Source organism: Leucobacter faecis, assembly GCF_054456695.2.
Genome location: NZ_JBTJER020000009.1, coordinates 65,665 through 81,658, shown reverse-complemented (window position 1 = coordinate 81,658; position 15,994 = coordinate 65,665). Strand labels below are relative to the sequence as shown.

At 63.5% G+C, this 15,994-nt stretch carries 13 protein-coding genes and 1 tRNA gene; 11 read left to right on the top strand and 3 right to left on the bottom strand.

Annotation, left to right across the window (positions count from 1 at the left end; translation table 11 throughout):
* Positions 1–93 precede the first annotated feature (93 nt).
* Positions 94–423, top strand: coding sequence for an excisionase family DNA-binding protein (locus ACXR2W_RS10915; protein WP_458815659.1), 330 nt, complete (start codon positions 94–96; stop codon positions 421–423).
* A 549-nt stretch (positions 424–972) separates the two neighbouring features.
* Here the strand turns inward: ACXR2W_RS10915 and ACXR2W_RS10910 are convergent.
* Positions 973–1,048, bottom strand: a tRNA-His gene (locus ACXR2W_RS10910).
* A 167-nt stretch (positions 1,049–1,215) separates the two neighbouring features.
* On the opposite strand from ACXR2W_RS10910, the gene ACXR2W_RS10905 reads away from it, so the two are divergent.
* Genes ACXR2W_RS10905 through ptsP form a run of 6 tightly spaced genes read left to right on the top strand, consistent with a single transcriptional unit; the run spans position 1,216 to position 6,830 of the window.
* Positions 1,216–1,563: a metallopeptidase family protein gene (locus ACXR2W_RS10905; RefSeq protein ID WP_458815661.1), complete on the top strand. Its 348-nt coding sequence runs from the start codon at positions 1,216–1,218 to the stop codon at positions 1,561–1,563.
* On the top strand, positions 1,563–1,904 hold the full coding sequence (gene clpS / locus ACXR2W_RS10900; protein ID WP_458815663.1) for an ATP-dependent Clp protease adapter ClpS: 342 nt from the start codon (positions 1,563–1,565) through the stop codon (positions 1,902–1,904). The genes ACXR2W_RS10905 and clpS overlap by 1 nt, the downstream gene beginning before the upstream one ends.
* Positions 1,901–2,455: a DUF2017 family protein gene (locus ACXR2W_RS10895; protein ID WP_458815665.1), complete on the top strand. Its 555-nt coding sequence runs from the start codon at positions 1,901–1,903 to the stop codon at positions 2,453–2,455. The genes clpS and ACXR2W_RS10895 overlap by 4 nt, the downstream gene beginning before the upstream one ends.
* A 40-nt stretch (positions 2,456–2,495) precedes the next feature.
* Positions 2,496–3,488, top strand: coding sequence for a dihydroxyacetone kinase subunit DhaK (gene dhaK / locus ACXR2W_RS10890; protein WP_458815667.1), 993 nt, complete (start codon positions 2,496–2,498; stop codon positions 3,486–3,488).
* Entirely contained in the window at positions 3,488–4,147 is a 660-nt protein-coding gene (gene dhaL / locus ACXR2W_RS10885; RefSeq protein WP_458815669.1) for a dihydroxyacetone kinase subunit DhaL, read from the top strand. The genes dhaK and dhaL overlap by 1 nt, the downstream gene beginning before the upstream one ends.
* A 34-nt stretch (positions 4,148–4,181) precedes the next feature.
* Entirely contained in the window at positions 4,182–6,830 is a 2,649-nt protein-coding gene (gene ptsP / locus ACXR2W_RS10880) for a phosphoenolpyruvate--protein phosphotransferase (RefSeq protein ID WP_458815671.1), read from the top strand.
* 29 nt (positions 6,831–6,859) lie between these two features.
* Here the strand turns inward: ptsP and ACXR2W_RS10875 are convergent, their stop codons facing one another.
* Both ACXR2W_RS10875 and ACXR2W_RS10870 read right to left on the bottom strand, forming a co-directional pair.
* Entirely contained in the window at positions 6,860–7,519 is a 660-nt protein-coding gene (locus ACXR2W_RS10875) for a hypothetical protein (protein ID WP_458815673.1), read from the bottom strand.
* 2 nt (positions 7,520–7,521) lie between these two features.
* Positions 7,522–9,021 (bottom strand): hypothetical protein, encoded by a 1,500-nt coding sequence (locus tag ACXR2W_RS10870; RefSeq protein WP_458815675.1) that lies wholly within the window; start codon positions 9,019–9,021, stop codon positions 7,522–7,524.
* A 123-nt stretch (positions 9,022–9,144) separates the two neighbouring features.
* Between ACXR2W_RS10870 and ACXR2W_RS10865 the strand changes: the two genes are divergently transcribed.
* From ACXR2W_RS10865 to ACXR2W_RS10850, 4 genes are all read left to right on the top strand, one after another.
* The gene (locus tag ACXR2W_RS10865; protein WP_458815677.1) at positions 9,145–9,438 is read left to right on the top strand and encodes an HAD family hydrolase; all 294 of its coding nucleotides are present in this window, start codon (positions 9,145–9,147) and stop codon (positions 9,436–9,438) included.
* Positions 9,439–9,576: 138 nt separating this feature from the next.
* Positions 9,577–11,538 carry a type I restriction-modification system subunit M gene (locus ACXR2W_RS10860; protein WP_458815679.1) on the top strand — a complete coding sequence of 654 codons (1,962 nt, stop codon included), beginning with the start codon at positions 9,577–9,579 and terminating at the stop codon, positions 11,536–11,538.
* On the top strand, positions 11,535–12,782 hold the full coding sequence (locus ACXR2W_RS10855; RefSeq protein ID WP_458815681.1) for a restriction endonuclease subunit S domain-containing protein: 1,248 nt from the start codon (positions 11,535–11,537) through the stop codon (positions 12,780–12,782). The genes ACXR2W_RS10860 and ACXR2W_RS10855 overlap by 4 nt, the downstream gene beginning before the upstream one ends.
* Positions 12,783–15,878 (top strand): type I restriction endonuclease subunit R, encoded by a 3,096-nt coding sequence (locus tag ACXR2W_RS10850; protein ID WP_458815683.1) that lies wholly within the window; start codon positions 12,783–12,785, stop codon positions 15,876–15,878. It abuts the gene before it with no gap.
* Positions 15,879–15,994: the final 116 nt, after the last annotated feature.

Below are 15,994 nucleotides of genomic sequence, written 5' to 3'. Positions count from 1 at the left end.
AAGTTACATAGGTCTGCTCGAGTCTCCGAGGTTCGACTAGCATCGTGAACACTTGATGATGCGTAAGTGCTCAATGCGGAGTACGCTGGGGGCATGAACAGCATGACAGTGAACCCGGCGCACCTGTCGAATGACGACTGGGCGCGCATGCGCGCGTTCCTAGAGTCGGCGAAGAAGCACGGTGAGGTAGTTGACTTCTCCACCCGTGTAGAGCTGCTGACTCCTTCCGAGGTCGCCAAGCGGTTGGGGATGTCTCGGTCTACGGTGCTTCGTCGGATCGCTGACGGTGATCTCCGGGCTACCAAAGTCGGCACCCACCACCGCATCCCGCTGAATGAGTACGAGCGATACAGTCGCGAGCTGATGCGTCGCATGGCGGAAGCGTCCGCTGCCGATACCGACGCCGAGCTGTTCGGTGAGTGAAGCGCCGCTACTCTTTTTCGACGCCAATGCGCGCGCCTCGCCGGTCACCCGAACGCTGCTGATCGCAGGTTCGCGTTCGGATGGTCTGCGGTGGACGTGGTCGAAGCATGTCGAGGTCGAAGCCGATCGACACGCTCGAGGGCAGGCGTCGCGGACCTCGGTTGTGCGTACGGAGATTCTCGGCACAGAGCTGTCGCCGACCGCGCAGGGCACGCATGGTCTGGTGACCAACTCTCTTGAAGATCGGCAGGTGATGGCTGATGCGATCCGTGCGGGCGCTCGATACCTGATATGGCCTGTGTCCGCTGCGAGGCGTGTCTTGACGACGCGGCGGGTTTACAGTTCGGGCTGTGCCCCGAGCGCAGGGTTCTCTAACTGAACATCTGCGCATCACCTCGACCAACGCCTTGAACATACGCACGGGTTCGTTGGAGAGATAGAGCATTGAGTAGTTGACGATCCAGCAGCAGTCAATCCTGCGAGGGCCGGGAGCAACACAATGCCAGCAAACAAAAAATCACCCCCGACTCGAAAGTCGGGGGTGATTACTGGGGTGGACGACGGGACTTGAACCCGCGGCCACCGGCACCACAAGCCGGTGCTCTACCAACTGAGCTACGCCCACCATGCTGTTCCTTCTCGCCGGGGCGATCGGGGCAACATGTAAGAGCATAACTCATGCCGGCCAGGCCTCGCCAAATCGCGTGCACCTCGCGCGCGCCGCGCCTGCGCGGGGGCTGCACGCACAAAGTCTTCACCCGCGCGGCAGCGCATTCTGTGTAGTGTGAAGACATGCTCGAGATATCGCCAGAGGAATTCGAATCGATGGTCGCCGACGGCCTCGATTCGCTGCACGATGACATGATGCAACAGCTCGACAATGTCATCTTTATGGTCGAAGACAAACCAGAAGATGGCAGTGACACCCTCGGCATCTATGACGGCTTCTCGCTCGCCGAACGCAATGTCTATGGGTACGGCGAGCAGCCCGACCGCATCGTGCTGTACCGCGAGAACCTCATCGTACACAGCGCAGACAGAGACGAGCTTGTGCGCGAGATTCGCATCACGCTTGTGCACGAAATCGCGCATTTCTATGGCATCACAGAAGCGCGCATTCACGAACTGGGGTGGGGATAATGCGGGCAGAAGCGACCACGCTCGATCGCGCAGAAAGTGCGGCGCCTACGGGCCGGGTGTCTCCGGGCGCTCATCTGGCCGATCAGGCAGAGCGCCAGCGCGAGCCCGTGTGGCAGACGGTGGTGTGGGACGACCCGGTGAACCTCATGTCGTATGTCGCGTACGTGTTCAGGCGGCACTTTGGGTTCGACGAGGCGCGCTCTGAACAGTTGATGCTGCAGGTGCACAACCAGGGCCGCGCTGTCGTGGCCGAGGGCACTCGCACCGCGATGGAGCTGCACGTTGAAGCGATGCACGAGTACGGCCTGTGGGCCACCGTTCAGCAGGGAGGAGCCTCATGAGAATCGCGCCGCTTCCGGGCGGTGGCCTGCGCCTCACGCTCGAGATCGAAGAGGCGGCGATGCTCGATCAGCTCGTCACCCAGCTCACCCAGCTGCTGCAGGGCCACAGCAAGACAGCGCTCGATCCGGATCCTTTGTTTGCGAGCCTCGAAGTGGGCGGCACCGAGGAGCTGCCCGAGGATCCGGCGCTGGCGCGACTGTTTCCTGACGCGTATGAGAGCGCCGATGACGCTTCGGCGTACCGCCGGGTCACCGAGCAGGGGCTCGTGAATCGCAAGCTGCAAGACGCGATGCGCGTCACGGCCGATCTGGGGCTGGGGGCCGGCGTGCCCGATGACGCGCACGACGTGACGGTCGATATTACGCCCGAGTCCCTGCCGGCCTGGGCGCGCACGCTCACGGCGCTGCGGCTGGCGATGGCGGCCCGGATCGGGCTCGAGTCGGCTGAGGACCATGATCTGCTGTCGGATCAAGAGTCCACGCGCGGCACGGTGCTCGTGTTCGACTGGCTTGCCGCGATCCTGGATTCGGTGCTCGCCGTCATGAAGTAACCGCTCGAGATGTACCCCCGCAATCAAAGGAGATAGCACGATGAAGAAACTCATCAACGGCCCGGGCACGGTGCTCGTCGACTCGCTGAAGGGGGTCGCTGCCGCGCACCCCGAGCTGAGCGTCGACCTTGACACCTGCGTGATCACGCGCACCGACGCCAAGGCGGCAGGCAAGGTGGCGATCGTTTCGGGCGGCGGCTCGGGCCACGAACCCCTGCACGGCGGCTTTGTGGGGGAGGGCATGCTTGATGCGGCCGTGGCGGGCGAGATTTTCACGTCGCCCACGCCCGACAAGATTCAGGCCGCTACCGTTGCCGTAGACCGGGGTGCTGGCGTCTTGCACATCGTGAAGAACTACACGGGTGACGTGCTCAATTTCGAGATGGCGGCAGAGCTCGCCGAGCTCGAGGGGGTCGAAGTGGCGAGCGTCGTGGTAGCCGACGATGTGGCGGTGCAGGATTCACTGTTTACGGCTGGCAGGCGTGGGGTGGGGCTCACGGTGCTGCTCGAGAAGATCGTGGGGGCGGCGGCCGAAGAGGGGCAGAGCCTGGCCGAGGTTACGGCGCTCGCACAGCGGGTGAGCGAGCGCGGCCGGTCGATGGGCATGGCGCTCACCAGCTGCACGGTGCCCGCGGCGGGCAAGCCCACCTTTGACCTGCCCGAAGACCAGATGGAGATCGGCATTGGTATTCACGGTGAGCCCGGGCGGCACCGTGAGCCGATCGCCGGGGCCGCTGACATCGCACAGCAGTTGCTCGCACCGATCCTCGCCGACCTTGACGCGCGAGGGCCCGCCATCGTGATGCTCAACGGCATGGGGGCCACCCCGCAAATTGAGTTGTATCTCATGTACGCCGAGGTGGCCGCGCTGCTACAGGAGGCGGGGGTCACCGTCGCCCGAAATCTCGTCGGCAACTACATCACCTCGCTCGATATGGCCGGGTGTTCGGTCACCGTGCTCGCCGCCGACGACGAGATGCTGCGGCTGTGGGACGCACCTGTGGTGACGCCCGGCCTACGGTGGGGTAAGTGATGGCCAGCACCACGCTCACCACTTGGATCGACCTGTTTTGTGCCGGTGTAGAAACAAACCGTGACTGGCTGACCGAACTCGACTCGGCCATTGGTGACGCAGACCACGGCAGCAACATGGCCCGCGGCATGGAGGCTGCCGCCGCAAAGGCCGCGGCCCTCGCGGAGGCCGCGGGTGGCCCCGTAGCGGCGAACGAGCTACTCAAAGCGGTGGGTATGACCCTCGTCAGCTCCATCGGCGGTGCGAGCGGCCCACTGTATGGCACCTTCTTTTTGCGGGCCGCGGTCGCGGCGGGCCCCGTAGCGGAGCCCAGCGCCAGCGAGCTCGCGGCGGCCCTGCGCGCGGGGCTTGACGGGATCATGGCGCGCGGCAAGGCCGTGCCGGGGGACAAGACGCTCGTCGACGCGATGGCGCCGGCCGTGGAAGCGTTCGAAGCGGCGGCGGGGAGCGGAGACAGCGCGGGGACCGCGGCGCAGGCTGCCGCTACCGCTGCGCAAGCGGGGCGCGACGCGACCGCACCTATGGTGGCGCGCAAGGGGCGCGCCAGCTACCTGGGTGAGCGCAGCGCGGGTCACATCGACCCGGGCGCCGCTTCCACCGCCCTCCTGTTCGAAGCCCTCGCCGCCGCGACGGCCGCCACAGCACAGCGTGCAAAGTGACCGGGCGCACGAAGTGATGGGCTACGCATCGTGAATGGCATCGCATCGTGATTGGCATCGCATCGTGATTGGCATCGTCGTCGTCTCACACAGCGCCAGCTTGGCCGCCGCGGCGGTCGAGCTCGCCCTGCAAATGGTGCCCGCGGGCGGCACGCTCATGCAGGTCGCGGCTGGCGCGGGGGTAGACGGGGCCGGTCTTCCCGTGCTCGGCACCGACGCGATGGCCGTGGCAGACGCGATTGACGCACTCGCGCAAGACCCAGGCTGCACCGGCATCGTCGTGCTCATGGACCTGGGCTCTGCCGTGCTGAGCGCCGAGCTCGCGCTCGAACTGCGTGCCAGCGACACCCCGGCAATGCTCGTGGGAGCCCCGTTCATCGAGGGGCTCCTGACCGCCACGGTGTCGGCGGCGAGCGGCGCCTCGCTCGACGAAGTCGCGCACGAAGCGGCGCACGCGCTCACCGCTAAAGCGGCGCAGCTGGGCGAAGCACCCCCGCAAGCCGAGACGCCCGCGAGAGCTGGGGCGCTCACGCAAGCCGACAGCGCGCCAACGGGTGATCTCACGCTCGGGGCGGGTGATGATCCGGATCACACCCCCGCCGCGCATACGACAGTGACCGTGCGTAACGCGTTGGGCATTCACGCCAGGCCCGCCGCGCTCATCGCGGAGGCGTCGCGGGCAGCGCGCGTCACGCTGCGCAAGCTGCCGGGCGGGGTAGCGGTAGGCGCTGCGAGCCTCACGCGGCTGCTCACGCTGGGAGCTCGGCAGGGCGACGAGATCGAGCTCACCGCGACGGGCAGCGAGGCCGCCGCCACCCTCGCCGCGCTCGAGCGGTTATTCGATGAAGGGTTTGGGGAGGGCGTTGAAGCCGCCGCGCCCCAGACGCTCGCGCCCCAGCCCCAGCCAGTCAGTCAGCAGACGCCGGGGGCACTGCCAGAGCAGAGCGCGTCGCCAGAGGACGGGACGCTGCAGGGGCGCGGTGTGAGCGGGGGAGCCGCCGCCGCGCAGGTCGTGCAGCTTCAGGCAGTGACACGCGAGCCCTCGGCCACGCCGATCGCGCCCGACGAGCGCGCAGGCGAGGCCCGCGCGCTCGCCGCCGCTGCTCGGCAGGCGGGCGAAGACCTCGGTACGCTTGCGGACGCAGCCGAGGGCCCCGCCCGCGCGATCCTCGAGGCCGCCCGCCTCATCGCCACAGACCCAGATCTGCTCCAAGACGCGACCGCACGTATCAACGGCTCCGCCGTGACGGCCGCCCGCGCCATCTGGGAGGCGGCCGCCTTGACCGCGCAGCAGCTGCGCGCACAGGGCGACCGCGCCGGGGAGCGCGTCACCGACCTGTACGACGCCCGCGACCGCATCATCGCGCACCTCACGGGGCAGCCTGGCACTCGTCTTCCCACCCAATCGTCACCGTATGTGCTTGCCGCCACCGACCTTGCCCCCGCTGACGCCCACGCCCTCGCGGGCTCAGGCTGCGTCGCCCTCGTCACCGAACAGGGCGGCCCCACCTCACACACCGCGATCATTGCGCGCTCGCTCGGGCTGCCCGCCGTCACTAACGTGGCGGGCGCTACCCTTATTGCTGAGGGTGTCACTGTGCTCGTCGACGGCGACACCGGGGTGATCGAGCTGCACCCCACTGCTGAACGCCTCGCCCGGCTCAAGGAGACCGCGGGGTCTGAGGCTTCAAAGGCCGCGCCTGAGTTCTCTGGCGTCGCGAGGCTCGCGAGCGGTGAGACCGTGCCGCTTCTCGCAAACGTCGGCGGTGGCGCAGAAGCCGAGCAGGCCGCCAGCGCCCACGCGAACGGGGTCGGGCTGTTTCGCACAGAGTTCTGCTTTCTGCAACGCGACACCGCGCCTACGGTAGACGAACAGGTCGCAGAATACCTGCGCGTGCTCACCCCTTTCGCCGGTAGCGTCGACGGTAGTGACGCCGGTCGCGACGCCGGTCTCGTCGCCGGTAACAAGGTCGTCGTGCGCACCCTCGACTCGGGCAGCGACAAACCGCTCCCGTTCGCATCCCTTAGCCACGAAGACAACCCGGCGCTGGGGATCCGCGGGCTACGCACGTCGTGGCAGCAGCCAGACCTGCTCGATGACCAGCTGCGCGCCCTCGCGCTCGCCGCAGCGCAGGCTCAGGCCGAGGTCTGGGTGATGGCACCCATGATCGCGACGCTCGAAGAAGCGGCAGAGTTCGTGCAGCGGGCGCGTGCCGCTGGGCTTGCGCGCGCAGGGGTGATGGTTGAGACGCCCGCGGCGGCGGTCATGGCGCGCGAGCTGTGTGAAGTCGTCGACTTTGTGAGTATCGGCACGAATGATCTCGCGCAGTACACGATGGCCGCCGACAGATTGTCTCCCGCGCTCGGCCACCTCAACGACCCGTGGCAGCCCGCAGTGTTGCGGCTCATCGGCCAGATTGGGGCGGCTGGCCAGGGCGCGGGCAAACCGGTGGGTGTGTGCGGTGAAGCCGCCGGCGACGCATTGCTCGCGCCCGTGCTGCTGGGGCTCGGGGTGACGAGTCTGTCGATGACTCCGCGTGCGCTGGGAACGGTGGAGCGGTCGCTCGCGCAATACAGCCGCGACGACTGCGAACGCATGGCCGAGGCGGCGCTCGGTGCGCGCACTGTGGCAGAAGTGCGGGAGGTGGTCGCTGCCTGGTCTGCGGGTGGGGTTATTGAGTAACGGTCTGAAATTTACGCCAAGCGACGAGCCTAGAAGCTCCACTCGTGGTCTGGGTTTGCCAGCGCCGCGGCTGTTTCCTTAACATTGCTCAGATCTTTAAACGGCGACGAGGTTGCCAAACGAACGACCGATTCGAGGCCCAGTGCCAGAGCCTCCATGTTATTTGTGTCGAGTGCAGTGTCGACGACAGCGAACAGTTTTGTAAAGTTGTCGGCGCGCTCATCAAATGAACGGTCAAGGTAGTCCTGTAAGAGCTGGTGTTCTGCTTTGAGCTGAGCGATCGCGACGTCACGGTCTGCCGCGATGCTGAGTCGTTTGGTGACCTGAGCCTCCTCGAACTTGCGCACCTCGCCCGCGATCATCACAAGCCGCATGACCGCGTCGGCGACCTGCTGCGGGGAGTTGATTGCATCGGCCGCGATGCCCCGCACCGAACGCTCTGTGTCGGCAACGAACGCATCGCCGTCGAGATACCGCGCGTCATCGGCGGGGGCCTCGAAGGAGCTTTCGTCATGCGGCGCGTTGGCGTCGGGGCTCGAGTCTGGGTTCGCGTCGGCATCGGAATCGGCAGCTAGAGCGGCGGGGCTGGCCGTGAAATGCCCGGCCACCTTCTGTGCAGCCCAAGCGATGCCTTGATCACCGAACTGATCGTATAGGGCCACAAAGACCCGCTTATAGTTCTCGTTCATCGTCAGATCTCCGTGTTCAAAACTGTGCGCACGCGCGTGCTGATGGTCAAGCTTTCGTCAGTGAGTGCCCCGTCGTCATCAAGCAAGGGCACCTGTGCGAGCTCGACCATCGTCTTCACGAGCACTCCGCACTGGCTGAACAGGCTCGCATGATTCGTGTTCGCCGCGTCGAAGGTAGGCACAAGCTCCTCCAGCTCGGAAAGTAGCGGCGCGATGCGATCACGCAATTCGGTGGTCACCAGTGAGAGCTCATCGACGCGCGCGATGATGCCGCCCATCACCAACCAGGCGTTTTCTAGCCCCGCGACAGCGAGCGCTGCTTCCTTCTGGTACTCCTTCGCTTCGGTGAGTTTTCTGGCGTAGTGCGTGGAGACGAGCACTCCAGCGGCCAATAGGACCACGCCGGCGGTGGCACCCACCGTGATCCCAGTGAGCACCGCGGCCCCGGCAGCCATTCCGCCACCGCCCGCGGCCAGGCTGCCGCCGCCGAGCCATGCGAGCACAGCGTTTGATGCGGCTGCGCCCGACAGTGTTGAGATGGCGGTGCCAGTCGAGGCGGTGGCCGCCATGCCGACCGCGCTCGTTACGAGGGCAGGGGTGCCGAACACGGCGGCTAGGCCGAGCGTTCCGGTTGCGGCAGTGTTACGCAGGGTTTGCGAGACGGTCATGTCAACCCTGGCCATTGACTCGAGGCTCTGCGTGTCGATGCCCACCCCATCGAGCAGTTCGTACTCGTTGACGCGATTGCGCTGGTTCAGATCGCGCAGAATCTGCAAGAAGCGGCCCAGTGTATCGTGCAGGGACTCGAGACGTAGGGCTCCGAATTGCTCAATATTCGTATACAACTGAGCGCGGTGCTCTTCTGTGAACGCTTCGGCAGCGGCCACATACTCCTCAGAAACGCGTTGGAGCTCAACCGTTTCACGGCGGTCCTGGAGTCCCTGAATACCCGTCGCGGTCTTGCCCAGCTTGGCCACGGTGTTGCGGCTCGTGCGAAACACGTCATTGTCGCCTACGCGCGCTGCGCTGCGCACACGGTCCGTCGCCTTGCGTGTCGCACCACGGTAGTCGAAGCCGGCTACCTTCTTGCCCGCGCCCGCCACCGCGTCCCGTGCGCCGTTCGCAGAATTTGCGAGGTCTTCTCGGTCGAAATCGGTGACCTTCTGCCATGCTTTTCCAGCCCCGGCCAGTACTCGCTTCGCGGCGATCCCCGCGTCGTCGAAGCCGAGCTTGCCATCACCCGAGAGATCAAGCCGAGCTGGGAAGGCCTGCGCTTCGGCCCACATCTTCGTTGCCACGTTCTCACGTGAGATGCCTTCAGCCGCCGCCTTCTGGGTGGCGTAAGCATCGACGGTGAAATCAGGAAAGTCGCGATCCATGATCGCTTGAAACTCTTCTTGGGCAGTGCCGAACGTTTCTTGGGCGAGAGCGAAACGCTCTGAAGAAGTGAGCGCGTCGTCTAGCTGCGTCGCCGGATCGTCGTGTTTCTGAGGTGAACTCATGACGCTATCTTATGGCCCCGAAGCGATGAGGAGTGTGGTGTTATCTGCCGTACTGGGTAGGGTGTACGCCCCGCTGGTCAAAACAACCCTCGGAGTTGATACGTTGAATGCATAGCGAAGGAGGTGCCGGCGTTGAGCGAAACCCGCAGCGCGACCAGACTCTTACTCTCAGACGTTGACGGCACCCTCGTTACGAGTGACAAGCGGCTCACCGACTCCGCGGTGCATGCGGTGAGAAAACTTCGCGACGCGGGCATCTTGTTTGCGATTGCGAGCCCGAGCACATCGTCACACCGATCTGTGCACTCATCGCATCGTATGAGTTTGATGAGTGTCTCTATCGCGAACCTGACTGGTGGGTGGCGACCGGGCCGCGAAGGCGGTCGAACGGCTTATTCTGCCGCGCCACGTGGTTGATGAAGGCGGTGTGGTCTGCGAGCGAGGTGGGGCAGGCATGCATAGGTTGCGGCCACCCGTGTCCCAGGTCTCGGGCATACTCAATAGGGGCACGCGCACATAGCGCGCGAGCACGAGAAGCAAGAAGAAGGACTCCCTGTGACGAGCAACAACCACGCCGCGTTTATCTGGTCGATCGCCGACCTGCTGCGCGGCAGCTTCAAAGCGCACCAGTACGGTGACATCATTCTGCCGTTCACGGTGCTGCGGCGCCTCGACGCAGTGCTCGAGCCCACCAAACAGGCGGTCTACAGTGCGGTCATCGAAGCGAAAGAGCAGCAACTTCCGGTACGGCCGGCGCTACTCAAGAAGAAGGCGGGGCACGAGTACACGTTCTGGAACGAGTCGCGCTTCGATCTCGAGTCCACGCTCGGTGATAGCGAGAACCTCGCCGACAACCTTCTGCAGTACGTAAACAGCTTCAGCGAAAACGTGCGCGACATCTTTGTGAAGTACAAGATCGAAGATCGCATCGCCGAGCTCGAAGAGCACGGGCTCCTCTTCTTAGTGACGCAGCGTTTCGCAGAGGTCGACCTGTCGCCCGCGAAGGTGCCCAACGAAGAGATGGGCCACATCTTTGAAGAGCTGATTCGCAAGTTTGCTGAGGCGTCGAACGAGACCGCTGGTGAGCACTTCACCCCGCGAGACGTGATCGAGCTGATGGTCGACCTGCTGCTGTCGCCCGACGCCGAGGCGCTGACCACACCGCACATTGCCCGTTCGATCTACGACCCGACGGCCGGCACCGGCGGCATGCTGAGCGTCGCAGAAGACCACATCAGAAACATGAACCGCACGGCGACGCTGACCCTTGCGGGCCAAGAGATCAACCCGCAGTCGTATGCGATTTGCAAGGCCGACATGACGGTGAAGGGGCAGTCGGTCGACGCGATCGTGTTTGGCGACACCCTGCTCAGCGACGGACACGACGGCAGCACATTCAACTACGGCCTGTCGAACCCGCCATTTGGGGTGGACTGGAAGAAGCAACAGAAAGACGTGATCGACGAGCACGAGCGTCGCGGGTTCGCGGGCCGATTCGGGCCGGGGCTGCCGCGTGTCTCTGACGGCTCGATGCTGTTTCTCATGCACTTGATCTCGAAGATGCGCCCAGCAGACGAGGCCGGTGCCGGTGGCCGCGCGGCAATCGTGCTCAACGGTTCGCCGCTGTTTACGGGCGGGGCGGGCTCGGGCGAGTCGAACATTCGCAAGTGGATTCTTGAGCGTGACCTGCTCGACGCGATCGTGGCGCTGCCCACCGACATGTTCTACAACACGGGCATCGCGACCTACGTGTGGATCCTTGACTCGGCCAAGAGCGCGGAGCGCAAGGGCAAGGTGCAGCTCATCGACGGCACGAAGCTGTTTCGCAAGATGCGCAAGGGCTTGGGGTCGAAGCGTAACGAGCTGGGCGAGGCCGATATCGCTGAGATCGCGCGCAGCTACGGCGCGTTCGAAGAGTCGAAGGTGTCGAAGATTTTCGATCGCGAGGCGTTCTGGTATCGCACCATCACGGTCGAGCGCCCGCTGCGGCTCAACTGGGCGCTCACGAGCGAGCGGCTGCGCACGGCGAACGAGGTGAAGGCGATCGCGAAGCTGAAGCTTACGTTCCCCGATCCTGCCGCTGCCGCTGTCGGTTTTGCTGTGGAGCCCACGACCGACCGTGCCGCGTTCACAAAGACGGTCAAGCAGTACCTTGCCGCGGCCGAGATCACCCTCTCTGCGGCGCAGCTCAAGGCGTTTGTGGCGGCGCTGTCTGTTCCGGATCCCGATGCGCCGGTCGTGCTCGACGCGAAGGGGAGGCCCGAGCCAGACACCTCACTGCGCGACACCGAGAACGTGCCGTGGGGTGAAGACATTCACGAGTATGTCGCGCGCGAGGTGACGCCGTTTGCGCCCGACGCTTGGGTGGATGAAGCGAAGACGAAGGAGGGCTGCGAGATTCCCTTCACAAGGCACTTTTACGAGTACGTGCCGCCGCGCCCGCTCGCAGAGATCGACCGCGACCTTGATGTGGTGCTCGGTCGCATTCGCGCCCGCCTCGAGCAGGTGCGCGCGTGAACCTGCATCCGATCCCTGCGAAATGGATGCTACGCGGGATCAAAGCCAGTTCTGGCCTAATCAAAGGTCAAGCTTCGTCGGTGCCGGGCGATAACCTGGTACCGGGCTTTAGTGCGTCTGGTCAGGATGTTTGGTTTCCCGCAAGTTACGCGACGGCCAGCGGGCCTGGGATCATACTGAGTGCAGTGGGCGCTCGATGCGGCAAAGTGTTCCTTTCTGAACTGCCGCACTGGGGTACCGTTGCGAATACGGCCTCGTGGGGCATCGCTCAAGGTTGGAGTCCACGGTTTGTTTGGTATGTCCTTAATGATGAACAATTTTGGCTGAAAGGTGGCGCAGCACAACCCTATGTGTTGGTCCCCGAATCACTTTCTAAACCAGTTGTGAATTTTGATCTTGAAGACCAAACCGCAATCGCAGCGTTTCTGGATCGTGAGACGGCGGAGATCGACGCGTTCATCGCCGACCAAGAAGAACTCATCGCACTGCTGACCGAGCGCCGCGCCGCGACGATCTCGCACGCCGTCACGAAGGGCCTCGACCCCTCCGCCCCCATGAAAGACAGCGGCGTCCCGTGGCTAGGTGAAGTGCCAGAAAATTGGTCGATAGGACAAGCAAAGCACTACGGGGAAATCAGTCTTGGAAAGATGCTCCAAGACAAACCATCCCGTGACGCTCAGATCAAGGCGCCATACTTGCGGGCTGCAAACGTGCAGCCTGGAGGAGCTTTGGCGCTCGAGAGCTTGAAAGAGATGTACTTCTCGGCGTACGAACTTGGAAGACTTCAACTTCTACGAGGCGACGTAATAATCGTCGAAGGAGGGGTAGGTGGCTTTGGCCGCGCTGCACATGTCGATCAAGATTTTGACGGGTGGGGATTTCAGAACTCCATCATTCGCTTGCGACCCACGGGACGAGTGATTTCCGGACGGTTCGTTGCATACCAGTTCATTCATTTGAGAGAAGTGGGCTACATCGAGATGGCGGCGAGTGTCACCTCGATGCCACATTTCACTGTGGACAAAGTCTCTAAAACGGAAGTTGCTTGGCCGCAATTGTTGGAACAAGAACTAATATCCGACCATCTCGATCGTGAGACTGCAGAGATTGACGCGACGATTGCAGATGCGCGTGAGGCGATCGCTTTGTCGAAGGAGCGCCGCGCCGCGCTCATTTCAGCCGCTGTCACTGGCAAGATCGATGTGAGGCAGCACGGTTCACGCGCTCACGAAGGGGTCGAGTAATTGGGCATTCAGCATGAGGTCACGTTCGAAGACGAGATCGTCGCACACCTAGCCGCCCACGGCTGGGAGTACTCACCCAACGACGACGGTTACGACAAGACTCGAGCCCTCTTCCCTGCAGACATCTTCGCGTGGCTTGAAGAAACCCAGCCCACTGAGCTTGAGAAGATCCTTAAGCCGGGGGCTTCGGCTGTGCAGCACGAGAAGGCACGAGCACAGCTGCTTGACCGCATCACCAAGGTGCAGGCCACCGACCCCATCAACGGTGGCGGCACCCTCAACGCACTGAAGAAGCCGGTGCGGGAGTCGAACGCGAAGTTCTCGCTGTGTCAGGCGAAACCGACGGTCGTCCTCGATCCCAAAGTGGGTGAACGCTACGCCGCGAACCGGCTGCGCGTGATGCGCCAGGTGGAGTACTCCACCAAAAACGGCAACCGCATCGACCTCGTGCTGTTTGTAAACGGGCTCCCCGCCGCGACGATCGAGATCAAAACAGATCTCACCCAAAACGCGAAAGCCGGGCTCAAACAGTATGAGCAAGACCGGCTGCCGTCAGGGGAGCCGCTGCTCGAGTTTGGGCGCGGCGCGCTCGTGCACTTCGTCGTCTCAAACGAGCTGATCTATATGACCACCAAGCTCGACGGCAAGAACACGCGCTTCTTGCCGTTCAACCGCGGCAAAAACAACGGCGCCGGTAACGACCCGATCGAGGACACGAGCCCCACCGCGTACTTCTGGCAAGAAACCCTCGAACGCGAGGCCTGGCTCGACTTGCTCGGCAGGTTCTTGCACTACCGCTTCGACGAGAAGCGCGACCCGATCGATGGCAAGAAAACCTACGACCGTTCACTGCGGTTTCCCCGCTACCACCAGTGGCGCGCCGTCACGAAGCTTGAACGCGCGGTGCTGAGCGAGGGCGTGGGGCACAACTACCTGATTCAGCACTCCGCAGGCTCAGGCAAAACTGACTCGATCGCCTGGACCGCCCACCGTCTCGCTTCCCTGCATGGCCCGGCCGACTCCTCAGGCGTTGAACACAAAATGTTTGACGGAGTCATCGTGGTGAGTGACCGGCAGGTGCTCGACGGGCAACTGCAGCGCGCCGTCGAACAGCTCGAAACCACAGCGGGAGTGTTTGAACCGATCACCCGCGGCGGCGAAGACTCCAAATCGAAACAACTCGCCAAAGCGCTCATCGCACGCAAACAAATCATCGGCGTCACCCTGCAGACGTTTCCGCACGCGATAAAAGAGATCGAGGCGAACGAGGGGCTCCGCGGTAGACGCTACGCCGTCATCGCCGACGAAGCGCACTCCTCCCAGTCGGGCGAAGCCGCAGCCTCCCTCAAGCAGCTCCTCACTGCGGGTCTTGGGAATGATCCGGATCAAGATGTGAGCATCGACGCCGAAGACGTGCTCGCCGATCTCATGGCGCGCAAAGTGGGCATCGGCACGATCTCGTTCTTCGCGTTCACCGCTACGCCCAAGAGTAAAACACTCGAGCTGTTTGGCCGTGAAGACGAGAGCGGAAAGCCCCGCGCGTTCGACCTGTACTCGATGAAGCAGGCGATCGAAGAGGGCTTCATTCTTGACGTGCTCAAAAACTACCTGCCCTATGACCTCGCATTCACGATCGCGCAGGCGGGGGAGCGCGACAAAGAGGTCGACGTGTCGAAGGCGAACTCTGAGGCGATGCGGTGGGTGCGACTGCACCCCTACAACATCAGCCAGAAGGTCGCCGTGATCGTCGAACACTTCAGAGCCAATGTGCGCCGAGAGCTCGGCGGCCGGGCCAAAGCCATGGTGGTCACCGGGTCACGCAAAGAGGCCGTGCGCTACAAGCTCGCGATCGACGCGTACGTGAAAGAACGCGGGCTTGAACAGCAGGTGGGCGCGCTCGTCGCGTTTTCGGGTGACGTGGACGACCCCGAGTCGGGGCCCGAGAAGTTCACCGAGGCGAACCTCAACCCCGGGCTGAAAGGACGCGCGCTCGAAGACGCGTTTCGGGGTGACGAGTATCAGGTGATGATCGTCGCGAACAAGTTTCAGACGGGGTTCGACCAGCCGCTGCTCGTGGGCATGTACGTCGACAAGAAGCTCTCTGGCATCACCGCCGTGCAGACGCTGTCGCGCCTCAACCGGGTGATCCCGGGCAAAGAGAACACGTATGTCATCGACTTTGTGAATGAACCGGCCGATATTCTCGAGGCGTTTCAGACGTACTACGAAGATGCCGTGCTGCAGACGGAGTCTGACCCAAACGTGGTGCACGACATGCTGGGCAAACTGCAGTCGATGGGCATTATCGATCAGTACGACATTGACGGTGTCGTCGACGCGTGGCTCAACAAGACGAGCCACAACCAGCTCTACTCGCGCATCACTACGTCGAAGCAACGGTTCAAGGATCGCTTAAAGGCGGCGCAGTTCGACGAAGACGACCTCGAACTGGGGCGCCTCGAGGAGTTTCGGGGCACCGTGAATGCGTTTGTGCGCGCCTACGACTTCTTCTCGCAGATTCTCGATTACGGCGACACAGATATCGAGAAGTGGGCGATCTTCTTGCGCGTCTACCGCCGTGTGATCGCACCCGAAGAAACCGCGGCTGCCTCGATCACCTCAGACGACATCGTGCTCACCCACTACCGGTTGCGCAAGCTTGAATCGGCCTCGCTCGCGCTCAGCCCAGGCGCGCCGGGTGAGCTGGCAGGGATCACGGCCGCGGGCTCTGGTGCGCCGCGCGAGACAAAGTACGGTCTGCTGCAGGAGGTGATCGATCGCATCAACACGCTCTTCACGGGCACCGGTGTCGACGAGGTCGACGCGGTGGGTGTGACCGAGTCGGTGCTGCGACACATTGTTGAAAACGACGCCGTGCAGGCTGAAGCTATGGCCAACACCGCAGTGGATTTCAACGCGTCGCCGACAATTGCGATTGAACTCGAAGAGGCAATCTACGCTTCGGGGATTGGTCACGGGGCCGGCATTAAGGCGCTGCTGCAAATGGAAGACCTGGCGCCGCTCGCGCAGGTGCTCATCGACATGGGGTTGCACGCGCGGGCCCGCGCTGCGGCGACCGCTGCTGTTGGAAGGTAGGAGCGGATCTGCGCCCCGGCGAGAATACCTCGTCAGTCGAGACTGGCAGGTAGCGCTCCACCGGGGCTTCGTGAAAATTCTAGTTCATTACGGGGTGTGCGGCAGAACGATGCAGC